21 protein-coding genes and 2 pseudogenes are annotated in these 24,025 nt (G+C 57.4%); 14 read left to right on the forward strand and 9 right to left on the reverse strand.

Annotated elements, in window-relative coordinates:
- The first annotated feature begins 87 nt into the window (after positions 1-87).
- From ATO67_RS20250 to ATO67_RS20270, 5 genes are all read left to right on the forward strand, one after another.
- Positions 88-783 (forward strand): IclR family transcriptional regulator, encoded by a 696-nt coding sequence (locus tag ATO67_RS20250; RefSeq protein WP_067653338.1) that lies wholly within the window; start codon positions 88-90, stop codon positions 781-783.
- A gap of 51 nt (positions 784-834) precedes the next feature.
- A complete protein-coding gene (locus tag ATO67_RS20255; RefSeq protein ID WP_067653340.1) occupies positions 835-1,794 on the forward strand; it encodes a tripartite tricarboxylate transporter substrate binding protein in 960 nt (319 codons plus the stop codon).
- Positions 1,791-2,252, forward strand: a complete 462-nt coding sequence (locus ATO67_RS20260; RefSeq protein ID WP_067653342.1) for a tripartite tricarboxylate transporter TctB family protein — start codon at positions 1,791-1,793, stop codon at positions 2,250-2,252. The genes ATO67_RS20255 and ATO67_RS20260 overlap by 4 nt, the downstream gene beginning before the upstream one ends.
- A 31-nt stretch (positions 2,253-2,283) precedes the next feature.
- Entirely contained in the window at positions 2,284-3,792 is a 1,509-nt protein-coding gene (locus ATO67_RS20265) for a tripartite tricarboxylate transporter permease (RefSeq protein ID WP_067653344.1), read from the forward strand.
- Positions 3,793-3,859: 67 nt separating this feature from the next.
- Complete coding sequence (locus ATO67_RS20270; protein WP_067653346.1) at positions 3,860-5,041, forward strand: alpha-hydroxy acid oxidase; 1,182 nt, start codon at positions 3,860-3,862, stop codon at positions 5,039-5,041.
- Positions 5,042-5,281: 240 nt separating this feature from the next.
- On the opposite strand, the gene ATO67_RS20275 is transcribed toward ATO67_RS20270, so the two are convergent.
- The 5 genes and pseudogenes from ATO67_RS20275 to ATO67_RS20295 form a co-directional block, all read right to left on the reverse strand.
- On the reverse strand, positions 5,282-5,635 hold the full coding sequence (locus ATO67_RS20275; protein ID WP_245304046.1) for a cyclophilin-like fold protein: 354 nt from the start codon (positions 5,633-5,635) through the stop codon (positions 5,282-5,284).
- A 128-nt stretch (positions 5,636-5,763) separates the two neighbouring features.
- Positions 5,764-6,954: a (R)-mandelonitrile lyase gene (locus ATO67_RS20280; protein WP_067653349.1), complete on the reverse strand. Its 1,191-nt coding sequence runs from the start codon at positions 6,952-6,954 to the stop codon at positions 5,764-5,766.
- A 78-nt stretch (positions 6,955-7,032) separates the two neighbouring features.
- Positions 7,033-7,778: pseudogene (locus ATO67_RS20285) on the reverse strand (SDR family oxidoreductase).
- An 89-nt stretch (positions 7,779-7,867) separates the two neighbouring features.
- Positions 7,868-8,971: an alpha/beta hydrolase gene (locus ATO67_RS20290; protein WP_067653350.1), complete on the reverse strand. Its 1,104-nt coding sequence runs from the start codon at positions 8,969-8,971 to the stop codon at positions 7,868-7,870.
- A 72-nt stretch (positions 8,972-9,043) separates the two neighbouring features.
- The gene (locus ATO67_RS20295; RefSeq protein WP_082760365.1) at positions 9,044-10,165 is read right to left on the reverse strand and encodes an MFS transporter; all 1,122 of its coding nucleotides are present in this window, start codon (positions 10,163-10,165) and stop codon (positions 9,044-9,046) included.
- Positions 10,166-10,376: 211 nt separating this feature from the next.
- Between ATO67_RS20295 and ATO67_RS20300 the strand changes: the two genes are divergently transcribed.
- Positions 10,377-11,264 (forward strand): LysR family transcriptional regulator, encoded by an 888-nt coding sequence (locus ATO67_RS20300; protein WP_067653406.1) that lies wholly within the window; start codon positions 10,377-10,379, stop codon positions 11,262-11,264.
- Positions 11,265-11,571: 307 nt separating this feature from the next.
- Here ATO67_RS20300 and ATO67_RS20305 read toward each other — a convergent pair whose 3' ends face one another.
- Both ATO67_RS20305 and ATO67_RS20310 read right to left on the reverse strand, forming a co-directional pair.
- A complete protein-coding gene (locus ATO67_RS20305) occupies positions 11,572-12,516 on the reverse strand; it encodes a nucleotidyl transferase AbiEii/AbiGii toxin family protein (protein WP_067653351.1) in 945 nt (314 codons plus the stop codon).
- Entirely contained in the window at positions 12,506-13,093 is a 588-nt protein-coding gene (locus ATO67_RS20310) for a DUF6088 family protein (protein WP_060504954.1), read from the reverse strand. Before ATO67_RS20310 ends, ATO67_RS20305 begins: the two co-directional genes overlap by 11 nt.
- A gap of 491 nt (positions 13,094-13,584) precedes the next feature.
- On the opposite strand from ATO67_RS20310, the gene ATO67_RS20315 reads away from it, so the two are divergent.
- The 7 genes from ATO67_RS20315 to ATO67_RS20350 all read left to right on the forward strand — a co-directional run bounded on the left by ATO67_RS20315 (position 13,585) and on the right by ATO67_RS20350 (position 21,666).
- Positions 13,585-14,643, forward strand: a complete 1,059-nt coding sequence (locus ATO67_RS20315; protein WP_067653352.1) for a LacI family DNA-binding transcriptional regulator — start codon at positions 13,585-13,587, stop codon at positions 14,641-14,643.
- A gap of 5 nt (positions 14,644-14,648) precedes the next feature.
- Complete coding sequence (locus tag ATO67_RS20320) at positions 14,649-16,250, forward strand: FAD-dependent oxidoreductase (RefSeq protein WP_067653354.1); 1,602 nt, start codon at positions 14,649-14,651, stop codon at positions 16,248-16,250.
- A gap of 49 nt (positions 16,251-16,299) precedes the next feature.
- Positions 16,300-17,562: an ABC transporter substrate-binding protein gene (locus ATO67_RS20325; RefSeq protein WP_067653356.1), complete on the forward strand. Its 1,263-nt coding sequence runs from the start codon at positions 16,300-16,302 to the stop codon at positions 17,560-17,562.
- A 10-nt stretch (positions 17,563-17,572) separates the two neighbouring features.
- The gene (locus ATO67_RS20330) at positions 17,573-18,508 is read left to right on the forward strand and encodes a carbohydrate ABC transporter permease (protein WP_067653358.1); all 936 of its coding nucleotides are present in this window, start codon (positions 17,573-17,575) and stop codon (positions 18,506-18,508) included.
- On the forward strand, positions 18,498-19,340 hold the full coding sequence (locus ATO67_RS20335; protein WP_067653359.1) for a carbohydrate ABC transporter permease: 843 nt from the start codon (positions 18,498-18,500) through the stop codon (positions 19,338-19,340). Before ATO67_RS20330 ends, ATO67_RS20335 begins: the two co-directional genes overlap by 11 nt.
- A 16-nt stretch (positions 19,341-19,356) precedes the next feature.
- Positions 19,357-20,409: an ABC transporter ATP-binding protein gene (locus ATO67_RS20340; RefSeq protein ID WP_067653361.1), complete on the forward strand. Its 1,053-nt coding sequence runs from the start codon at positions 19,357-19,359 to the stop codon at positions 20,407-20,409.
- A 915-nt stretch (positions 20,410-21,324) separates the two neighbouring features.
- Positions 21,325-21,666: a helix-turn-helix transcriptional regulator gene (locus ATO67_RS20350; RefSeq protein ID WP_082760361.1), complete on the forward strand. Its 342-nt coding sequence runs from the start codon at positions 21,325-21,327 to the stop codon at positions 21,664-21,666.
- A 216-nt stretch (positions 21,667-21,882) separates the two neighbouring features.
- On the opposite strand, the gene ATO67_RS20355 is transcribed toward ATO67_RS20350, so the two are convergent.
- Both ATO67_RS20355 and ATO67_RS23920 read right to left on the reverse strand, forming a co-directional pair.
- Entirely contained in the window at positions 21,883-22,962 is a 1,080-nt protein-coding gene (locus ATO67_RS20355; RefSeq protein WP_067653365.1) for a PspA/IM30 family protein, read from the reverse strand.
- A gap of 262 nt (positions 22,963-23,224) precedes the next feature.
- Positions 23,225-23,387, reverse strand: a pseudogene (locus tag ATO67_RS23920) (DUF3597 family protein); the annotation flags it as partial.
- A gap of 234 nt (positions 23,388-23,621) precedes the next feature.
- On the opposite strand from ATO67_RS23920, the gene ATO67_RS20360 reads away from it, so the two are divergent.
- A complete protein-coding gene (locus ATO67_RS20360; protein ID WP_158667386.1) occupies positions 23,622-23,981 on the forward strand; it encodes a hypothetical protein in 360 nt (119 codons plus the stop codon).
- Positions 23,982-24,025 lie beyond the last annotated feature (44 nt).

A 24,025-nucleotide genomic window follows, 5' to 3' on the forward strand; every position in this document is an offset into this window, starting at 1 on the left:
CGGTTGACGAATCCTCATTATCGGTTATTGTACTAAATGAAAAGGTGTTGTACCTAGTACAATATCTTTTTGTGGGAGGTTAAACCAATGCCAGGCAATTCTTCAGGTGTTGCAGCCGTAGAGCGCGCTGTTTCGATGCTGGAAGCTTTTACAGACGTTGACTATGCGTTGACGCTGGGTGAGCTCGCGCGTCGTACCGAGCTCGACAAATCAACTGTGCTGCGCATTGCTCGCTCGCTTGCTAAATCCTCAATGCTTGTTCGAAACGATGACGCCAGCTGGCGGCTGGGGCCGAAGCTCGTCCGTCTCGGTGGCCTTTATCAATCCACATTTAAATCATCGGCTGTGGTCGAGCCTTTGCTCGCCCAGATCAGCGAGGAGAGCGGTGAGAGCGCTGCGGTTTACGTCAAAGAGGGCGATGTCCGCGTCTGCCTTCACCGGCACGATTCCACGCAATCCATCCGCCACTCCGCCCGCGTTGGCGATGCCATGCCGCTAGATCGTGGCGCGCCAGGTCGCGTCATTCTAGCCTTCACTGGCACGAGTGGAAAGATTTACGACGACATTCGCGCGCAGGGCTTTCATGTCAGCATGGGTGAACGTGATCCGCAGGTCGCCAGTATCGCTGTGCCTGTTTACCGTGAAGGTCAGACCCTGTTTGGGTCTCTGGCTTTAACCGGCCCACCGTCACGCTTCACCGAAGAGGCCGTATCGAAAAATCTCGAAATTCTCCGCGTTGCCGCGCGCAAGCTCAGCACTGCGCTTGGAGGACATCCCGGCTAGTTTTAGAGCGGGTGCCGGGCCCGCATAGCGTTCCTTGGGAGGAGCATATCGATGAATATGATGAGAACAGCAGCTTTGGTAGCCAGCGCTTTGCTGGCAACGATTGGTTCGGCTCACGCAGAATGGCCGAAGGATCGTCCAATTCAGATGATCGTTGCTTTTGCACCCGGCGGAAGCACCGACGTCATGGCGCGTGCCATGCAGCCCTTTCTTGAAAAGGAACTCGGCGCTGACATCGTCATCGAAAACCGTCCAGGTGCCTCTGGCGAAATTGCTTATACTGCATTGGCGAAGGCCAAGCCGGATGGCTACACATTCTCCTACATCAATACGCCTGGCTTCCTATCCATGCAGGTTCAAAGAAAGCTTGGTTATGATCCAAAGACCATCAAGCCAATTGCCCGCATCGTAGATGATCCAGCGGCTATCGTCGTTCCTGCCGCATCTGAAATCAAGACCATCGCCGAGTTCGTTGCTGCTGCCAAAGCAAAGCCCGGCGCAGTATCCTTCGGTTCATCCGGCATCGGCACTGACGATCATCTTGCCATCATCATTCTGGGCTCGGAAACCGGCACGACCATCACCCACATTCCATTCAACGGCGCTGGCGAGACCCGCACGGCGATCCTCGGTTCTCAGGTAACCGGCGGTGGTCTGAATGTTAGCGAGTTCGGTGGAAATGACACATCCGGCCTCAGGATGATCAACACTTTCGGCAAGGAACGTTCGCCTCAACTTCCGGAAGTACCAACGGCTATCGAGTCCGGTTTCAATGTCGAGATGACGTCCGAGCGCGGCATTGCGGCACCGCGTGAAGTACCAGCCGAAATCTCCGACCGTTTCGCCGCTGCTGTCAAGGCAACGCTTGATAATCCCGAGTTCCAGAAGCAGGCAAAGCAAATGGCCCTGCCATTGGCTTATCTCAGCGGTCCAGACTGGGAAAAGGAAATGCCGAACCGCTTGGCTCGTTTCCAGAAAATCTGGGATACAACACCTTGGGTGCAGCAATGAGCATGAAGCCCACAGCCAATAATCGGGATTTTCCCGACATTCTTGCTGGCGGTGTGCTGATATTTCTGGGAGCGCTTGGCCTTTGGGCCGGGCGCGACTTGACATACGGCAGCCCAGCAATGATGGGACCGGGTTTTCTACCGAAGTCCCTGTGCACCATCATCGCGCTGATCGGTGCAGTTGTTCTGATCAAGGCCCTCTCCAAGCCACATGAAGCGCTCGATGCAATCAATCCCAAGCCACTGATCATTCTTGTTGTGGCCATTGCGGGATTTGCGTTTGCAGCAGAGCGTTTTGGTTTCGTCGCCGCAACCATCTGGCTTCTGGTTGTGGGAAGTCTGGCCGATCCTGAATCACGCTGGCGGGAGATATTGATCTCGACTGCGGTGCTGACGACGCTTGGCGCGCTTCTCTTCGTTTACGGACTTGGCGTTCAGATGCCCATCTGGCCCTTCTGACGACCTTTCCTGATTTGATCGGATTATTTCGATGGCTTTTCTCGACGTCCTTATGCTCGGCTTCTCTGAGGCCCTGACACCCACCAATCTGATGTTTTGTTTCCTCGGTGCATTGTTGGGAACCCTAATCGGCGTGCTGCCGGGTATCGGGCCAACCGCAACCGTGGCAATTCTTCTGCCGGTGACCTTCTTCCTACCGCCGCTAGGTGCCTTGATCATGTTGTCAGGTATATTCTACGGCGCTCAATATGGTGGCTCCACCACAGCCATTCTGGTCAATCTGCCTGGTGAAGCCTCGGCGGTGGTAACCGCAATCGATGGCTACCAGATGGCGCGAAAGGGCAGGGCGGGTGCCGCACTGGCAATTGCAGCGCTCGGCTCCTTCTTTGCGGGCACCGTTGCGACCATTGCGCTCGCCGTTGCAGGACCGACGCTGTCGTCCTTCGCACTCTCCTTCGGCCCGGCGGAATATGTCGCGCTGTGCATCTTCGGTTTGCTCGCAGCCACTATTCTCGCACACGGCTCCGTCGTAAAGGCCATAGGTATGGTCTGCCTCGGCCTCGTGCTGGGCATGGTCGGTATTGATGTCAACAGCGGCTCTGCCCGCATGACGTTCGGCTCGACCGACCTCTATGATGGCATTGATTTCGTCGTGATCGCGGTTGGCCTGTTCGGCATCGCCGAAATCGCCACCAATCTGGAATCAAAGGAAGTACGCGGTGTGCTGCAAAGCAAAATCGGCAGGCTCTGGCCCACCCGTGAAGAGTTCAAGGATAGCTGGGCGGCCGTGTTGCGCGGCACTGGGGTCGGCACCATCCTAGGCGTTCTGCCGGGTGGTGGCGCGACTTTGAGCGCCTTTAGCGCTTATTCTGTTGAAAAGCGCATTTCCAAGACACCGGAAAAGTTCGGTCATGGTGCCATCGCTGGTGTTGCTGGCCCCGAAGCTGCCAATAATGCCGGCGCTCAGTCCTCGTTCATTCCTCTTCTGACACTCGGTATTCCGTCCAATTCCATCATGGCTATGATGCTAGGCGCGATGACCATTCACGGCATCACGCCCGGTCCATCGGTCATCCAGAACCAGCCGGAACTGTTCTGGGGTCTGGTTGCCTCCATGTGGCTTGGCAATGCCATGCTGCTTGTCATCAACCTGCCGCTGATCGGGCTTTGGGTAAAGCTGCTGCAAATCCCGTATCGCCTGATGTATCCAGCAATCCTGTTGTTCTGCTGCGTTGGTGTTTACAGCGTCAGCAATCGCGGTTTCGATGTCGCACTGGTGATCCTCTTTGGTATCCTGGGCTATGTCTTGCGCAAAGCAAAATGCGAACCGGGTCCGCTTCTTCTCGGTTTCGTCCTGGGTCCATTGCTGGAAACGAACTTGCGCCGCGCGATGCTGCTGTCTCAAGGGGACTGGCTGGTCTTCTTCGAGCGTCCCATCAGTGCAGTGCTTCTGGCCGTAACGGGTTTGATGTTGCTGACTCTGATCCTGCCGACCATCCGCAAGAATAGAAAAGCTGCATTCGAGGCGAGCGAAGACTAAAAAAAAAGGGCGCCGCGAGGCGTCCTTTTTCACTCCCCTTTTCGTGATAACCATAAGAGCTAAAATCATGTTTCCCGGTTTTCCTTCCCTAGCGAAGCACCGTTTGCGCGGCGTCCTGTCTCTCGATGACTTCGAAGGTTTGGCAAAGCGGCACCTGCCAAAGCCACTTTTCGGGTACATTGCCGGTGCAAGCGAAACGAATGCGTCCCTCAAGATGAATGCCGACGCATTCAGAGGCATGACTTTCCAGCCCCGCGTTCTTAGAAATACGTCTTCCCGATCGACGCAGACCACTCTGTTCGGTGAAGAATGGAACTCACCCTTTGGCATAGCGCCCATGGGCATCAGTGCTTTGATGGCCTATCGCGGAGATATCGTGCTGGCAAAAGCCGCGCAGGATGCTGGCATTGCCATGGTCATGAGTGGTTCGTCCTTGATTCGGCTTGAGGAGATTGTCGAGGCTGCGCCACGATCGTGGTTTCAAGCCTATCTGCCGGGTGAGCCGGATCGGATCGATGCACTGATTGACCGCGTCGCCTCGGCAGCGTACAAAACACTTGTGTTGACGGTCGATACCCCCGTCTTGGCCAACCGTGAGAACAACATTCGCGCAGGCTTCTCGACACCGCTTCGACCGAGTGTGCGTCTCGTCTGGCAGGGATTGACCCACCCGGCCTGGACTATCGGCACATTTGCACGCACGATCCTTAACCACGGCATTCCCCATTTCGAGAACTCCTATGCAACGCGGGGTGCACCGATCATTGCGTCGAACGTGATGCGTGACTTCGGCAAGAAAGATCATTTGAGCTGGGAGCATTTTAGCCGTATCAGGCAAAGGTGGAACGGTAATCTGGTCGTGAAGGGAATTCTCCACCCGGAAGATGCGGCCATTGCCGTACAGCGTGGAGCAGACGGGATCATCGTCTCCAACCATGGCGGCAGGCAATTGGACGGTACTATTGCCCCGCTGAAAGCGCTCCCCGCGATTGTGGATAAAGTGGGGTTTAAGACAGCTGTCATGATCGATGGAGGATTTCGCAGAGGCACGGACATCGTAAAAGCGCTGGCTCTCGGTGCGAAGTTCGTTTTCGTCGGCAGACCATTTCTCTACGCAGCAGCGGTGGGTGGACAAGCCGGTGTCGCAAAGGCCGTGAGCATTCTTTCAGATGAGCTGCATCGGAACATGGGGCTGTTGGGCGTGACGGAAATCAATGAACTGTCATCGCTGTTAATCCAAAGACGCTGACGTCCGAAGGTCAAGCGCGAAGAGTCGGAAATTTTGACTTTGTCGGATACAAACCCTTACTCCCATTTTCATCTATCAAGAACGCAGTTGGCGGCTTAGGTCGAAGGTTCTGATCCAGTCAAGAGCAAGGCAACGATTGCTTCAGTCATTTTGCGCAAATGAAATTGACACTCCAACAGCTGCAGTTTTGCCTGTTGCTTGAGGTAAGCTGCTTCAAACGGGTCCGATGCTTGAGATATCCTAATCAGTTTTTTCCAGGGTTGCAGTGATGGGCCCTGGGCGGTCGAATAGCGAAACATCGCCGGTGGTCTGCCCGAGGATGATAATGCCCGGAGCGGGAACGCGGCCGCTGCGATAATAGATCACGAAATGATCGGCACTCCAGAGGCCGAGCATACCGACCGAGAAGTCTCGCTGTCGTGTAAGCTCAGGCAGGGCAGAGGGCAGGTTTCCCGTCTTTTCTTGGCGGAGATGGTCGGACATCTCGATTGTCAATGGCAGCATCCGCGCCAGCGATCTGGCGGCTTCGTTGTCGGCGAGGGTAGCGGTGACTTCTCCCCACGCTGAGGAAATCCGGATGCTTTCTTGAGCCATGACAGGTCCTGTCAATCCTAGTGCGACGACAGCAGAGGCCAATATTGTCTTGGGCACGTGATCGTCTCCGTTTCGTTTTGCATCGAATGCGCGGAGTGGTCACCCACCCCGCCGCCGATAGTTTGGTTCTACTCAGCGGCGCCCTTGGCGTAGTCCTCATCGGACACCTTCTCCATCCAGGTGACAGCGCTTCCGTCGAGCGCTTCGGCAACCGCGAAATGGCTCATCGGCTCACTAGGTGAGGCCCCATGCCAATGCCGGATCAGCGGTGGTATCCAGACAACGTCTCCTGGGCCGACTTGCTGAATTGGCTCACCTTCCTTCTGCACCCAGCCGCGCCCGCTTACGATGAACAGAGTTTGCCCGAGAGGATGTGTATGCCAAGCAGTGCGAGCACCAGCCGAGAAGGAAACCGTGGCGCCGCCAATGCGCGCAGGAGCGTCGGCTTGATAACGGGCTGAGATATGGACGCTGCCTGTGAAGTACTCAGCAGGCGCTGGCGCAGCACTGCTTCCTGCGGGAGTGATCGTAATGTTTGCCTGTGGAGCGCTCATTTCAATTCCATTCCTGTTTTCAAAAACCTTTTTTAGGACAGGTACCGCGGACATGGCTCTGGGCCAGCCAGAGTAGAATGCAACATGTGTCAGTATTTCGGAAGCTTCTGACTGCGTTAAGCCGTTATCCATCGCGCGGTTGGCATGGAACGGCAATTGCTCCGGCTGACCAACCGCGATCAGCGCGGCCATCGTCACGAGGCTCCGGTCTCGCGCTGAAAGATCTGGTCGCTGCCACAAGTCTCCGAACAGCACACGGTTAGTAAGGTCAGCTAGCGCCGCCGCTGTCGGCGCAACGGCAGCATCGACCGTCGCTTTTCGAGTGGCCTCGGCTGCGACTTCCAATTTAATGCGTGTCGCTTCGCTGTTGCTCAAAGGTGCAATCTGGCGCTCATCGAAGATCTTCTCTGTTTCTGTGACGGCAGAGATTGCATTCGGCCATCCCGAGTAGAACGCTAGATGCGTGATGAGCTCACCGATCTCGCCGGGCTTCACGTCGTTATCCAGGGCGCGGCTGACATGTGCAGCGATCTGCTCGTTTTTCCCGGTAGACACAATTGCCGAGAGGGTGACGAGGCTACGGTCGCGAGGCGCAAGGTCGGTTCTTACCCAAACCTCACCGAAGAGGACGTCATCCGTGAAATGACCAAGCCCTGGTGCGACCGTGTAGACGGCTGGAGGAGCAACCCTTCTGCGCTCTTCCTGGGCTTCCACTCCTGTTGCGGCGAGAGCCGAGATGGCAATGCTTGCGGCAATGTTCTTCATCTGGGTATCCTTAAATTACTGTCATGGACTGTGGGGCCGTCGCGAACGGGGCCCCTAGGACGGACTGCGGCTCAAGGTTTAAAGTTCCTGAGCGGTCGGACGGAAAAGGATCTCATTGATCGCAACATCCTCGGGCTCGTTGATCGCGAATGCGACCATCCGGGCGAAGGTTTCGGCTGGCACGCCGACCTGCCCGACATAGTCCTGGTTCGCTTTCTGCACGTCCTTCTCGGTAATGTGTTCGAGGAGTTCCGTCTTGACAGCGCCCGGAGATATGATCGTGGTGCGAATGTTGTAGGGAGCCATCTCCTGCCGTAGCCCCTCGGATACGGCCCTCACGGCAAACTTGGTCGCTGAATACACAGCCGAGCCGCCGAAAAGCTTGTGGCCTGCCACGGAGGACAGGTTAATGATGTGGCCGGATCTCTGGGCTTTCATGTGCGGGAGTGCTGCGGCGATGCGTAGAGAACACCCTTGAGATTGACGTCGATCATCTGATCCCACTCATCAACCCTCAACCTCTCCAGCGGAGAGAGTGGCATGATGCCCGCATTATTGATGAGCACGTCGATCCGTCCGTAGGTTTCCACGCCGGTGTCCACCAGCGTCCGCAGGTCATCCTGCCTCGTCACATCGGTCGTGACAGAAGTGGCCTTGCCACCAGCATCGATGATTTTGGCGGCAAGTGTATCGATGCGGTCGGCACGACGCGCACCGAGGACAACATTTGCGCCCTGGGCGGCAAGGTGACGGGCGGCTGCCGCCCCCATCCCGCTTGAGGCGCCAGTGATGACAATGGTCTTGCCGGCGATGTTGTCGGTCATTTCAGATCTCCTTTCGAGAGGGAGGCAGGTACGGGGCAGTGCCAGCGGCAAACCCCGTTGCAAATAGCCACTTCTTGCGATGGATTTGCCTACGCAAGATGCTGATCGAAGAAGGCTTTCAGCTTGTCGAACGGGATGAGGTCGACACGGTCATAGAGATCGACGTGACCGGCTCCCTTGACCCAGACCAGTTCCTTTGGCTCGGACGCCCGGTTGTAAGCATCCTGGCTGAATTCCTTCGAATGAGCCTGGTCTCCAGAGATGAACAGCATTGGGCGCGAGATCGTCTCAATGTCGTTGAACGGATAGAAGTTCATGAATTTGACGCTGCTGCTCAGGGTCGGCTTAGTCGTCGTCTCCCTTGCCACGCCTGCAGGCGTGAATTCACCGCGAGGCGTCCGGTAGAAGTCATAGAACTCACGCTGGATTGGATCCGTCTCAGCCGTCAGTTGCAACGTGGTGCCACCGATGTACAGGATATTGGAGCCATCTGCCTCGGCCCAGCGCTGTTCTGCGGCAGTGGCGATGAACTGCTTACGCTGCTCGACCGTTTGCGATTTGTTCAATGCATCGCGAAAAGCAGCGCCCATGTCGTACATACTGACGGTCGCGACTGCCTTGATGCGCGGATCGATCTTGGCCGCACTGATAACGAAGCTGCCACTGCCGCAGACGCCGATGGCGCCGATATTGGTGCGGTCAACGAAGGCATGCGAGCCAAGGAAATCGACCCCTGCGCTGAAGGCTTCGGCATAGGCTTCCGGAGAAACCAGATTGCGCGATTGTCCTTCGCTTTCGCCCCAGAACGGCAGATCGATGGACATCGCGACAAAACCCTGTTCGGCCATTTTGGTGGCGTAGAGATTGGCACTCTGTTCCTTGACCGCACCCATTGGGTGGCCAACGATGATCGTCGGATGCTTCGACGTCTGGTCGAGGTCCTTAGGTAGGAAAAGATTGCCGGCGACATTTGTTTGATACTGGGTTTTGAATGTGACCTTCTGCAGGGTCACCTTATCGCTGGTGTAGAAATTGGAGGCGCCGTTGGACATGTCTTGAGCCTTTGAAATTGTTGCGTCGAAAATAGACATCGCCCCTAGGGCAGCGACGCCAGCGCCTGTCATCTTGAGCAGACTGCGGCGGTCGATGGTGGTTTTCTGCGTTATCGTGTTGTCTTGATTTTGGTTGATCATTTGATGTGTCCTTGAATGGTGATGAGCTGGATTTCACTTGGGTGCATTGCATGGAATGACCGCCGTGACAGTTTATGGGCGTGTCGAGAAACGCGATGCGGCGATGGAGAGCAGGAACGAGCCAACAAGTAGCCCTGCTGCGAAGAGGAAAGCGGTCCACCAGCCGTAGCCATCAAACAGCACGCCGCCGATCGAAGCGCCCAGCGTAATGGCAAGCTGGATGGTTGCGACTTGAAGCCCGCCGCCTGCCTCCGCATCGTCAGGCATGGTGCGGCTGAGCCAGGTGCCCCAGCCGACGGGAGCGGCCGTGCTGAACAGGCCCCAGCCAATGAGGAGTGCGGCCGTTATGATCGGGGAAGATCCGAACGCGATCAGTCCCACTGCAAGGATCGCCATGATGAGAGGGATCGTGCCCAGGATGAGGAAGAGGTGTTTGTGCAGCAGTTGGCTGACGATTGTGGTTCCGGCGACGCCTGCCAGACCCATCAAAAGAAGCAGGAGCGAGAGCGTCGATATCGAGACTGAGGTGACGGTTTCCAGAAATGGGCGCAGATATGTAAACAGGGCGAATTGACCCATGAACAGCAACAGGATCGCGATCATGCCGATGGCAACCTGAGGCCGGGTGAGCAGCCTGAAAACATTCGACGAACCCTCGTGGCGGCGGGGCGGAAGCGACGGCAGGCTCATCCACTGCCAAACCAGTGCGACAAGTGCCAGAGGGACGACGGTAAAGAATGCGCCGCGCCAGCCGATATAGCTCCCGAGCAAACTTCCCAGCGGCGCGGATATCGTTGCTGCAATCGCATTGCCTGCGTTTAGCATGGCAAGGCCCTTGGGGACGGAATCCTCCGGTACAAGCCGCATGACGATCGAGGTCGACATCGACCAGAACCCGCCGATGGCGACACCGAGCATAGCGCGCCCAACCATCAGGACGGTATAGTTAGGAGCGAACGTCACGATCGCTCCCGAGAGCACCAGCATCAATGAGAACGCGGCGAGAACTATCCGCCTGTCGAACCTGCGCACCAGTCCCGCGACGAAAATGCTGGTCAAGACAGCAAACACCCCGGAGATCGAGATTGCCTGGCCGGCACGACCTTCCGTCACGCCCAGTTCGTTTGCAACCGGTGAGAGGAGGCTCACCGGCATGAACTCAGAGGCAATCAAAACGGCCACGCACAAGGCCATTGAAAAGACGGCTCCCCAGGCTGCTTTGGGTTCATGCGACGTCTGTGCCACCGGGGTTGCAGCGCCATTGTCACCGTTGTCGAAGTCGGATGAGGTGTAAGCTTGATGTGTCATGGCGCCACTATATGTCGGGCTCAGTATTAAGATTAGCCATTGCAATTCGCTTGGACTTATCGATCTATGACATCAATCAATGAAGGCGGAGGCGACCATGAAACGGGAAGATCTCAATGACATGCTGTGGTTCCTGGCGGTCGCCGAGGAGCGAAGCTTTACCAAGGCTGCGGCGAAACTTGGCACCTCGCAATCAACCATCAGCCACACAATCAAAAAACTTGAAGCTCGGATGGGTCTTCGCCTGCTGACGCGGACAACGCGCAATGTCGCTCCGACGGAAGCCGGTGAGAGATTGATTAGATCACTGGCGCCGCGCATTGAGGAAATCGAAACCGAGATCGATGCTCTGATGGAGATCCGGGACAAACCGTCTGGTTCGGTCAGGATAACACTCTCCGATCATGCACTTGAGAGCGTCGTGTGGCCTAAACTGCGATCGATGCTGCACGAGTTTCCCGACATCAAGGTCGAGCTGAACAGTGATAATGGGTTTCGAAATATCGTTGAAGAGAAGTTCGATGCAGGTGTCCGCTTGGGTGAAAGCCTGGACAAGGACATGATCGCTGTTCGCATCGGCCCAGACTGGCGGTTGGTCGCAGTCGCGTCTCCTCGGTATCTGGATGCTCGGACACTTCCCTTAACGCCGCAAGAACTGGTGGGTCACGATTGCATCAATCACCGGCAATCGCGAGCAGGTGGCCTTTACGCTTGGGAGTTCGAAAAGGATGGCAGAGAAGTCCGGGTCCGTGTTGAGGGGCAACTGACGTTCAATTCGTCATACGCGATGATTGATGCAGCAGTTGCCGGATATGGCATCGCCTATGTGCCGGAAAGTCTCGTTGAAAAAGAGCGCGCGTCGGGACAATTGACACAAATCCTTGATGACTGGTCTCCGATGTTTACAGGATACTACCTATTCTATCCAAGCAGGCGGCAGAACTCACCTGCATTCAAGGTTGTCGTTGATGCTTTGAGGGCTTGAATTTTCAATCACCCCGAATGGTCGAGCCCAAAATGCCGTGCAGAACGAAATGGCAACAAAAAAGAAAGGAAATTATCGCTTTAAATCGTGGCTCTCTCAAGTTTCAGAGATAGAGTGTCAAAGGTTCGATTCCTATCAAGGCGAGGTAAGATAGTCGATTTGCAAAGATGTCGATCCTGGTTTGTTAACTGCGGTCACCGGCGGATCTGCGGTATGAGCTCGTCCTAATACCGCATAGCGAAGGCGTCCACCCGGACACGTAAATAAGTGGACTTTCGAGAAGATCAGCCGGATGCGACGTCTCTCGTTAGAGACGCTCCGCGTAGATGGTGATGCGGGCAAGGATCTCTTTCAGGCTGGGCCGGCCATGATAATAGAGAGCCGAGGTCCACTCATATGCGCGCTCGTAAAGCCCCAACGTCCCGGGGTCGGAAAGGCTGAAAGCGGGATTGCTGCTTATGTTCTGATCATCAGCCTTCGGGAAACGTCGGTCCTTGTGCGCAAGATAGGCTTCTGTACCGATGAAGTCTTGCACTTCCGGCTGGTCCAGTAGGCAGAAGACGTCGTAATAGTGCCGCAGGAAATTAGCGGGAAACTGGCCGGTTTCCTGCTGCTTGCGATATTTGGTGGAAATGGTCTGGAGCTTCTCGACCAGCGTGTAGCCGGGCTCGTAGCAGGGAACGGCCATTGCGCGATTATCGATCAGCTCGACGCGAGATGCCGCGTAATCATAGGCCCAGGAGCTGATATCCCTGTCGATATTGGGAGCCACCGTGTCGAAGCCGGCTTCGAGCAACACGCCGTCCTTGAGATCCGATTTCGTGCCGGTCGTCTCGGGGTAGTAGAGGCGGATGCCGCCGCTGCGATACGTCTCGTTGTCGAATTCGGTATCGCGCTCGATCTTTTGGATACCGTCGATCGTGATTGTCTCGGCCAGCCAGTCATAGAAGGCCTTCCGGCTTTCACGATGCGCCGCCTTGTCGTGATTAGGGCCGGTTTTTACCTCCATCGCCTTCGGCGGTTCGATACGGATATCGATATCCTCCGAAAAGCGGTTGATGATGCGGTATCCTTTCGATAGCGAGGTGCCTCCCTTCAGCTCGAACGTCATCTCCAACTGCTGCAGGCCGTACAGGCAATGCATGATCCAGTAGTCTTTTTCGACCAGCACCGGCTGCACCTTCATCTGCTCAGCGACGATGCGCAGCAGGGACGCAAAATCCTTGTGCTTATGGAGGAAATCAGCTGGCATGCGTGTCGGCGGCGAGGGTGTTGAAGAATTTACGCGTGCGCACCATGCCGTATTCCTTGGCGGCACGGGTGAGGGCGGTGCGATTGCCCTGCAGGGCACGTTCCTTCACGCGGGCCAGCACCTGATCGCGGTCCTCGGCCAGCTGGTCGAGATTGTTGACCAGGTCGACCAGCAGGAATTCTTTGGTCAGGGTTTTGGGGAAGGCTGGCTTTCTGCGGAACTCGAACTCTCGGCCGCCCAGCATGAAGTTGCCGTGGCGCTTATGGTTATAGACGACGGTCTTGTTATAGAGCTGCGTCGCGCCGACACCCAGGCTGTTATAGGCATTGGGCGAGGTGACGAGGTAACGGTCATCCTTCAGGAAAGCCTCGACGAGCGCGTCATCCTCGGCGGGGGCTTTGCCGAACGCGGTCTGCTTCGGCCGGTGATAGACGCCGGTCGATAGCTTGGTCAGGTATCCTTCTGCCAGCAGCTGCTGAAGATGCCGATCGACAGACGACGACCATTGGGTGAGATCCTCCCGACGGTAGACCTTGCCGGACCGCAGATGCTTTTTCAATTCCTGTAACTTCGTCATGGGTTAGCTCCTGCACTCACTATAGCGACATATGGTCGTGAATGCAATTTTTTCCAAATTTCATGCAAAATCTGGCGGCGGCCCAGCATCTGGATTACTGAAATCATTGAGCTACCTAGGGGACTTTCCGGAAATCTCCACTATTTGAATATCGAAAATCCCGGAACTGACTTGCTCTCCGTAAGATTGCGAGTGACCGCCGACCGTTTGCTTGCCGCGCAATTCGAAGTGTCAAGTCTTGCACGGGATTGATAGGCTTCGTGCTCTCGCGGCTTTCCGCGACTGGAGCGTCAGACGCGTTGCAAAGCAGGCCTTTCCCAGCGCATCTCTGTCGCACTTCAAAGCGCCCTTTTACTCCAAGCTGGGGTTGGTCGATGCCGAACTTGGCTGCGTCGTTCATTTTTTCTCTTGACAGAAGATGTGCAAAAATTGCTAATGCGCATTAGCAGCTAATACGTATTAGCAGATTTTCGGCTTATGGAAGCAAGAACGTGGCAGCAACCAAGCGACTGACCCAGATCGACATCGCGAAGCTCGCAGGCGTCAGCCAGGCCACGGTCTCGCTTGTCCTGAATGGTGCGCCAACGGCTGTGGCACGCATTCCGGCGGAAACCCGCGAGCGGGTCCAGAAGGTCATCCGGGCCACCGGTTATGTCGCGGACCCTATTGCCCGGCGGATGGCCAAGGGCCTGAACCGCATCCTTGGCGTCTTCACGTACGAGCCGGCCTTCCCGAGCGCCCAGGCGGATTTCTTCACGCCCTTCCTGCTCGGCATCGAGGAAGAAGCGCAGCAGCAGAACTACGACCTGTTGCTTCTGACCAGCGCCGGCGTTGGCAACAACCGCAAGATCTTTTCAGAAAACAACCGACTGCGCATTGCCGATGGCTGCCTGGTTCTCGGGCGCGAATTCGATCGCGCGGAACTCGCCCGTCTTGTGGCCGAGGATTATCCATTCGTGGCGATCGGCCGACGTGAGGACGCTGGCGGACCCGTTCCTTACGTCGGTGGCGATTATGCCGCCGGCACCCGCGCGCTGGTGGAGAAGGCCTGTTTGCTCGGGCATTCGAGACTGGCCTACGTCGGGCCGCAGGGCCCGGCGGAATCCGTTGCCGACCGCTGGCTCGGATACCAGGCGGCGCTTTCGGCCACCGGTGCGCAACAGGCGTTACATATCGCCACCGTCAATCGCCCCGCCGAAGAGATCCTCGATGCGATCTTACACTCGGGCGCAACGGCAGCTTTCTTCATCGAACTGGCCGACGCTGTCCGGGTGGAGATCTTGGCGCGCGAGCGTGGAGTTTCGGTGCCCGGCGATCTGTCGATGATCGTGCTCGGCAGTCACATCCGCGCCGGACGCAGCGCGGTGCGCTTCACCTCCTACGAGATCCCGCGAGAGGAGATGGGCCGGCAGGCCACAGCCATGCTGGTGACCCGAATCGAGACCGGCGGCATCGGCACTCAGATCCTTCTTCCCTGCGAGCCCGTCGAGGGAGAGACACTAGGACCTAGTCCTTCAGATCCAGCACAAAAAACGGATGGTATGACGTGAAAGAGATGCGAGCAGATATTCTTGTCGTGGGTGGCGGTCTTGGTGGGGTTGCGGCAGCACTCGGTGCTGCGCGGTCAGGCAAACGCGTCATCATGACGGAGGAATATGACTGGATCGGTGGTCAGCTCACCAGCCAGGCCGTGCCGTCCGACGAACACACATGGGTCGAGCAGTTCGGCATCACCCGATCCTATCGCAAGCTGCGCCAGGGCGTGCGCCAGTTTTATCGTGATCACTATCCGCTGACCGAAGGCGCCCGTGCCTGGGGCGATCTCAATCCCGGTGCCGGCTGGGTCAGCCGCATCTGTGCCGAGCCACGCGTCAGCCTTGCCGTCATGGAAAGCATGCTCGCACCCTATCGCGGCGCCGACCGGTTGACGGTACTGCAGCTCTATCGGCCTGTGGCAGCCGACGTTGACGGCGATACCGTCCGTTCGATCACCGTCCGCCACCGCGACAGCGGCGCTGAGATCGTGATCTTTGCCGATTACATTATCGATGCGACCGAACTTGGCGATCTCCTGCCGATGACCGGGACCGAATACGCGAAGGGCTTCGAGGCCCAGTCCGATACGGGCGAACCGAGTGCCCCGGCAGAAGCGCAGCCGGACAATGTCCAGGCCGTGTCGATCTGCTTTGCCATCGACCACGTGGATGGCGACCAGACGATCGACAAGCCGGAAAACTACGACTATTGGAAACAGTACCAGCCGCATTTCTGGGGTGGCCCGATGCTAGGCCTGACCGCGCCGCATCCGCGCACCCTGGAGCACACGACCCGCTCCTTCACACCCAATCCCGATGACGATCCGCTTCTCGTCGATGCCGACCAGCGCAAGGGTGGCGGTGACGAGAACCTCTGGATTTTTCGTCGCATTGCGGCCCGCAAGAATTTTACGCCCGGCTTCTACACGTCTGATATCTGCCTCGTGAACTGGCCGATGATCGACTACATGGATGGCACCATCATCGACGTTTCCGAAGAGGACAAGGCACGGCACCTGAAGTCGGCCGCCGATCTGTCCTATTCGGTCTTCTACTGGCTGCAGACGGAAGCGCCGCGCCTCGATGGCGGTCAGGGTTTTCACGGCCTGCGCCTGCGTGGCGATATCACCGGCACAGAGCACGGCCTCGCCATGGCGCCCTATATTCGTGAAAGTCGCCGCATCAAGCCTGTCACCCGCATTGTTGAGCAGGACCTTTCCCACACCGTTCGTGGTGACAAAGGAGCCCTGCGATACCGCGATAGCATCGGCATTGGAATGTATCGCATTGACTTGCACCCATCAACCGGCGGCGACAATTATGTAGACGTGCCGTCTTGCCCGTTTGAAATCCCGCTCGGCGCACTTCTGCCGCAACGGATGAAAAACCTAATCCCGGCCGGCAAGAACATCGGCACCACCCATATCACCAACGGTTGCTACCGCCTGCATCCGGTCGAATGGAATATCGGCGAGGTTGCCGGAATGCTGGCCGCCTTCAGTCTCGAAAAGGGCCTGACGCCGCATCAGGTGCAGGCCGACAACAAGCACCTTCACGATTTCCAGGCAGCACTGACCCGCGAGGGCATCGAGATCCGCTGGCCCGAGGTCGCGGCCTATTAAGCCAAACTACCATCTGTAGCTCGAACCCATCTTTGGAGGAGGACTGGGAATGCCCTATCACCTGACGTTGAAATCGACTGTCTTCGCGCTCGGTCTTCTGGGGCTGGGCGGCATTGCCCAGGCTCAGGACGCCGTGAACCTTCGGATGACCATCTGGAGTGCTAACGAGGCACATCTGAAACTGTTCAACGACATCGCCGCCGGCTTCAAGAAAGAGCATCCGAACGTCACGGTGGCCTTCGAGTCACTGCCGTTCGATACCTACACGACAGCACTGACCACCCAGGTTGCCGGTGGCAACGCCCCCGACATGGCATGGATCTTCGAGACCTCGGCCTACGACTTCGTCAAGTCGGGAGCGCTCTATCCGCTGACGGACACGCTCAAGGCGGCCAAAGGCTATAATCTCGAGGAAGTCAGCGCCGGTGCGACCGAACGCTGGACGCAGAATGGCGCGCTCTATGCCTATCCGTTCTCGACTTCGCCATTTGCGATGTTCGTCAACAACGACGTCATTAAGGCCGCCGGTGCCAAGACGCCGGCAGAGATGATCGCCAGCGGCGAATGGACCTGGGAGAACGCCATCGCGACCGCTTCAGCCGTCGGGAAATCCGGCAAGGGCGGCCTCGTCGTGCGCGATTTCAACTACCAGAACTGGCAGTATCTGACTTCAGTTTGGAACGGCTGGGGCGCTTCGCCCTGGAGCGAGGACGGCAAGACCTGCAGCATGGCCGACAAGCCGATGGCGGACGCCCTGTCGTTCATCCACGACGCCATCTTCACAAAGAAGGCGATGCCCGGCCCCGGCGAGACCGTCGACTTCTTCGCCGGCAATGCGGCGATGACCATCACGCAGATCAGCCGCGCCTCGCTGCTGCCCAAGGACAAGCCGTTCTCCTGGGATCTCGTGCCGTTACCAAAGGGTTCGGCCGGGGAGTATGCGCTGATCGGTCAGGCCGGCATCGGCGTCATGCAATCGGGCAAGAATGCCAAGACTGCGGCGGAGTTCGTCGCCTACATGACCAACCCGGAAAACTCGGCGAAGCTCAGCCAGTTCTTCCCGTCGGCACGCAAGTCGCTGCTGAATGCCGAGGTGCTGAAGAAGACCAATCCGCTGCTGAGCCAAGAGCAGATCGAAAAGGTCGTGATCAACGGCATAGCTACCGGCAAGGTGATGCCCGGGCATAGCGGCTTTGCCCAGATCCAGCAGATGGTCCGCTCGAACTTGGACGCCATCTGGCGCCCGGAAGCGGACGTGCCCGGCACGCTGCAGAAGATCTGCGGCCAGATCGGCCCGCTCTTGAAGCGCTGAGGAGATCGTCATGGCTGTTGCGCAGCATCATCATGAAACGTCGAAGACCGGCGCACTACCGCCGTTCTGGACGATCGCGCGGCGCGACAGCCTCGCCGGCTTCCTGTTCATCGCGCCACAACTGATCGGCATCATCACCTTCGTGCTGGTGCCGCTCGGCCTAGTGTTCTGGTATTCGCTGCATGAGTGGAATGTGCTGGCCAACACGTTCACCTTCACCGGCAGCCAGAACTACCGGATGGTGCTTGAAGATACCAACCTTCTCGAGGTGCTCGGCGCTACGGCCATCTTCTCGGTTGGTCTCGTCGTACTCAACATGTCGCTGGCGCTCCTGCTCGCCGTGCTGCTCAACCAGAAGCTCGCCGGCATCGCCATCTTCCGCACGCTGTTCTTCTCGCCGGTCGTGGTCTCGCTGGTCGCCTGGACGATCGTCTGGGGCTTTCTGCTGCAGAAGAACGGTGGCATCAACGGCATGCTGCTGATGATCGGCGTCGAGGGCCCGAACTGGCTGCGCGAGGACGTGACCGCGATGATCTCGGTCATCGTCGTGCAGGTGTTCAAGAATGTCGGGCTCAACATGATCCTGTTCCTCGCCGCCCTGCAGGGCGTCCCGAGGGAGCTTTACGAGGCGGCCCGCATCGATGGCGCACCGGCCTTCAAGCAGTTCCGCCGGATCACCCTGCCGCTGATCAGCCCGACCATCCTCTTGACCTCGATTATCACCATCGTCGGTTCGCTGCAGGTCTTCGCGCAGATCGCGGTGCTCACCCAGGGCGGCCCCGGCCTCTCGACCACGGTGCTGGTCTACTATCTTTACCAGCAGGCCTTCCAGTTCCACTATTTCGGCTACGGATCGACGCTCTCCATCCTGCTTTTCGTCATCGTCGCCGTCTTGACCTTTGCCCAGTGGCAGATGCGCAAGAGGATCGTGTTCTATGAAAACTGACCTTTCACCGCGCCTGCGGGTGGCGCTATACGGCCTGATGTGCGTGCTGCTTATTCCGTTTGTCTTTCCGACCTGGTGGATGGTCACCTCGTCGATCAAGCCGATCAGCGACATCTTTGCCTTCCCGCCGCAGTTGATCCCGCAGAACTACGACTGGACGACATACTCGAAAGTCTTTGAGCTGCAGCCTTTCGTCCAGCAGTACTGGAATTCGGCCTATATCGCCGCTGTCGTCACAATCGGTACTATGGTCGTGTCGTCGATGGCCGGCTACGCCTTCGCGCGGATCAGATTTCCCTACGCAGATACGATCTTCATGATCGTCCTGCTCGGCCTGCTGATCCCTTCGGAGGTGACGATCGTGCCGCTGTTCCAGATGTTTTTGAAGGCCGGCATGGTCAACACCCATTGGCCGCTGATCCTGGTGCCGATCTTCGGCGCACCAAGCGTGTTCGCCACCTTCGTGATGCGGCAGTTCTTCGTGACGCTGCCGTCCGAACTGGAGGAGGCCGCCCGCGTCGATGGCCTCGGCCGCTTCAAGATCTTCCGCAAGATCGCGCTGCCGCTGGCAAAGCCGGCGCTCGCCTCGGTCGCGATTTTCACCTTCCTGCACTCGTGGAACCTGTTTCTCGAACCCATTGTGTTCCTGTCGAGTGCCGACAAGTTCACCCTGCCGCAGGCACTGACGCAATACACCGACGCCTATGGGGGGCCGATGTGGAACATCCAGCTCGCCGCCGCCACGCTGACGGCGCTGCCCGTCCTCATCGTTTTCATTATCGCCCAGAAGCAGTTCGTCGAAGGACTAGCGCACACCGGCCTGAAGGGCTGAACAACAGGATCCCATCATGGCTCAGGTCACCCTTTCCAATATCCGCAAGAGCTATGGCTCCGTTAACGTCATCCATGGTGTAGATCTCGGTATCAACGATGGCGAGTTCGTCGTGCTGGTCGGTCCGTCCGGCTGCGGCAAGTCCACCCTGCTTCGGATGATCGCCGGACTCGAAACCATTAGCGGCGGCACGCTCGATATCGGCGGCCGCATCGTCAACGATCTCGATCCAAAGGATCGCGATATCGCCATGGTGTTCCAAAGCTATGCGCTCTATCCGCACATGACGGTCGCCACCAACATGGGCTTTTCGCTCGAGCACCGCGGCGGGTCCAAGGCCGAGATAACGGAACGGGTGAACTGGGCGGCCGGCATTCTCGGCCTCGAAAGCCTGCTTCAGCGCTATCCGCGTCAGTTGTCCGGAGGCCAGCGCCAGCGCGTGGCGATGGGGCGGGCGATTGTTCGCAATCCGCAGGTCTTTCTGTTCGACGAACCTCTGTCGAACCTTGATGCCAAACTGCGCGTCGTCATGCGCGGCGAGATCAAGTCGCTGCACCAGAAGCTGAAGACCACTACCGTCTATGTCACCCACGACCAGGTTGAGGCGATGACCATGGCCGACCGCATCGTCGTCCTCAACGGCGGGCGGGTGGAGCAGATCGGTGCGCCGCTCGATCTTTACGATCGCCCCGCCAACCGTTTCGTCGCCGGCTTCATCGGCTCGCCGTCGATGAATTTCCTTGAAGGAACGATCGCCCCGGATGGCTTTGCCACGGGCGGTCTGACAGTGCCGTTGCCCGCTGAAGCGCAGCGCCATGTTGGCCGTCCGGCGATCTTCGGCATCCGGCCCGAACATCTCAGGCTGGATCCGGCCGGCATACCGGCGGAAGTTTTGCTGGTCGAGCCGATGGGCGCCGAAACGCAGATCACGATGCGGCTTGGCGACACACAAGTCATCGGCGTGTTTCGCGAGCGTGTGGCCCTGTCACCCGGTGCAGTAATCAAGGTGATTCCAGACGCCGCGGCCGTCCATCTGTTCGATGCAGATGGCGGTCAGCGCCTCGAGTAGTCCAACGGACATCACGATAGCCAGACGAAGCATAACGGTCTGAGTTCACCTGCGAGAACAAGGATGATCCCGAGCAGAAGTCGCACTTCGAGACAGAGCCGCGCCTTTTTACCTTCCCGTACAGAACTGATCCATTTTGAAGTAAGCTCTGGCGCATTGAGAGGACCAGAAAATTAAGCGCAACCCTTTCAAGGTCCATTAGATTATCGGCATAATGACGGAACACAAGGCAGGCACGCGCGTCTCTGAGTCACGCCGCTCCGCTGCAATTTTGCGGTTCTCCTGAAGGAGTCCACGGTTCTAATCCGTTCAAGGCGTTAGAGAGGAGCATTTGATATCCGGAAACCAAATCGCCTAGGCACAGTACAAGCCTGGCAACTCTCTGCTTCTCTCCCTGATGGTGCTCAACGAGCCTGAAACCAGTCTGCATCCCAGCCTCCTTGCGCCCCTGTCTCGTTTGATCACCAGGGCGTGTGACAGGTCTCAACATCTGGTCGTGTCTTATACGGAGGAGTTGGTTGCACAACTTGACGCCGAGGGAAACGCTTTGATGGTGAGGCTCTCCAAGGTACTTGGCGAAACGGGAGCTGAAGGAACCGATGCACCTGCATGGAACTGGCTTGCCTCATCCTAAATGTAATGGACGAGTGCGGTTTTTCGACAAGGATGTGGCCGTGAAGCGCCCCGCGATGTCTCTGGGGTGCCGAACCACGTCTTGCAGAACCACATCTCACCTTCCGTGATCAGGTCCACCGCCTACACCCATTTCGCTGGTCCGCTCGCTGATAGTGTTGAGCTCGACGTGCAGGCGGGTCATAAGGGTGATGAAGCATTCGTTTGCGTTTACTGAAGCAGCAACTATGTCGTACCTTCTTGTTTCGCAGCGCAATCTCGATACCAATAAGGGAATGTTCGATGGCAATACAAAAAGTATCAATTCCACAGATCAAGGCTGCTAGAGCGTTATTGGATTGGTCCCAGTCTGACATGGCTGCCGCATGTGGCGTTTCCGAGTCGACAATAATAAGACTGGAAGCTGCCGAGGGTGATCTTGGTGGCCAGGTAGACACGATCGGCAAGATTGTAACGTCACTCGAGCAAGCGGGCGTGAAATTTATTGATGACAATCAGACATCGGCCGCAGGTGGCCCCGGTGTCCGGCTTGCCTTGTCGCCGAAGCCCGAAGTTCCCAGCCCGGAGACCGTGCAGTATCCTGAAAATATGGAGCCGGACGCGCCGACGGGTGCAGGCGGCTAGCTCTTCATTGACCTGCCCGTAACCTTTAAACGTCTGCTACTGGGTCGCGATCATCCCAGGTTTCATGTCTTTCCTGTGCATCATTGATGGCGTTGGATGGCAACTGGGACAGGCCGTGGCAACTGCAGTCGTGTGGAACACATAAAAGGCCGGTGCGAACCGCACCGGCCTTTAGTCAAAACATAAAATTCCCCATTTCCGGAAATTCTGTGCTGATTACTTACGATAAGCTAGGCCACCCCACACACGACCCTCGTCGCGGTGACGTCCCCCGTGAACAGCGCCGATGTATGCCGCTGCTGCCGCTACAAGAGAAGACGCCGCGAGAAGAAACGCGGTAAGGATGCCCGTTACGCGTGCTTTTTCAGCGGCATCTGCAGCGGCAGTTTTAGCATCCTGCAGGGCCTTTTCAGCCTGTGCGGTCAGTTCGTCGACTTTCTTTTGGGCTTCGTCAACGCGTTGCTGAGCTGCCGTCCGAACCGCCTGCACACGACCCACTGTTTGATTCACGCGTGTCTGCGCGTCCGGCTGAGGAATGCCTGTACGAGCCGCAATCTGGTTTGCCAGCCACGTCCTGTCCGCATCAGAGATTTCGCCCGTAGAAAGCAGGTTGCTCAGTATGCCGCCGGCTTGGCGCTGAAAGTCAGCACCGTTTTGGTCAGAGTTGAGAGCAGGCGCGTCAGTCCGCAGCAAAGTGTCAGTGAAATAGTCGATCGGGTTCGTCTTAAGGCCTTGCGGTAAAGACTGCTCGATGCTTGGAGCAGTGGCTTGACCTGCACCCTGAGCAACTCCGCCGAGGGCATTACCCGCGCCCGAAACCACACCGCCGGCCAACTGACCCGCGCCTTGCGCTGCGCCACCAACGGCGGAGCCTGTGGCTTCTACAGCTGTCTGAGCAGCACTTCCGACCGCCCTAACACTACCCGATACGACGCTCAGTGCCAAAAAGGCTGATATTACCGTACCAATGCCCCACACAACCAACCCATTAATGCCGTCTCGGGTCGTCAATTCGTTTCGATCAGCTGATCCAGCTGGGCGCCTCATGCGTCCGGTGATGTAACCACCAAGCATGTATGATGCGACCATTGAGAGGATGACGAAAAGTCCGGTGACAACAAGCCACGTGGTGCTGATCTCGCCGCCGTTATCTGCAGAAATCGCGTTCAGACCAAGCCCACCAGCGAATGCGGTAAGGACAGCCATGGAACCGGAAGCTATCGCCGTGCCGGCAAAAATTGCAGGCCAGTCGACGTAGCTACGGTTGGGATTTTCGATCAACGTTGAATCAACCATCAGCGTAGCCCCAGAAGCGAGAGAACAAAAAGGACAACGACGACTAGTCCCACCAGATAAATGATCGAGTTCATGAGGGTCTCCTTGAAAAGAGCCGCCGCCTTTTTCACGCGGCGGCTCAAAAACAAAACTGAGAGCTGATTTTTGCTCGGAGACATAACCCTCGAGGTGTTGAAAGGTTCATTCGCAAACGCTAACGTGTCAATTTAGAGACCCTGGCGTTGCAAGGTGTCCCTGTGCACATCCTTAAGTCAGTCCAGAAGTTTGCCGGAACCTTGCCGCCGTCATCAGACAGCTTCTTGAGCAAAGCCTTTGCAGCCATGTATTCATCGCTGCAAAACTGTCGCCTCGCCTGTTTGGCCGAGCTCGTGAGCGAGCTCCTTGCGCTCTGCAAGGGTTGCGTCCATTCCAAGAGCCTTTATGAGAGAGCACGGCGTTGGCCAAGGCGTTTCTGGCGATTGACGAGGCCAGCATTCGCCAGCGGGTTGTGGATCTTATCCAGTCTCTTGGTGGTCGAAAGGAGGGCAGGGTCGTGCCCGATGCTGAACCACTCCCTGACCAACCTGACGATGAGTAATCGTGGCCCAGGGTAAAAATGGTGTCGCGGAAAGATCGGCGTTCTTGCTGATGATGGTTTGGTTCGAACAGTTCTGGAAGCGATGCCCTTTTTTCTTGTTACGCATACATCCCTCGTAGAAGCCGATAACGACACTGCGGCGGCCCAACACGCCGTTGACGCCCTCAGATCCGGTTGCGAGGTATCTGTCACGGTCAAGTCCGATGAGGTGACTGCAAACGTTGTTGCCGTGGCGGCAATGTCGCCTGCGACAGTTTCTGACGCCACCACAGCAGACACGACGACCGATGTCGTGTCCTCAGCCGTGAGCGACGAGGGCTATCCGTCAGTTGGGGAGCCTGTCCCTGTGACGGCGTCATACAGGCCTGGAGTTGCGCCGATAGCGCGGCAGGTCGTGGCTCTTGGCATGGTTGCGGCCATTGCGATCTGGTTTCTGATCTAGATCCCTGTTGATAGGTCTATCCGATCGCGGGAGGCAGGAAACGC

Origin of the sequence: Agrobacterium bohemicum (assembly GCF_001562555.1) — a bacterium.
Lineage (GTDB): Bacteria > Pseudomonadota > Alphaproteobacteria > Rhizobiales > Rhizobiaceae > Agrobacterium > Agrobacterium bohemicum.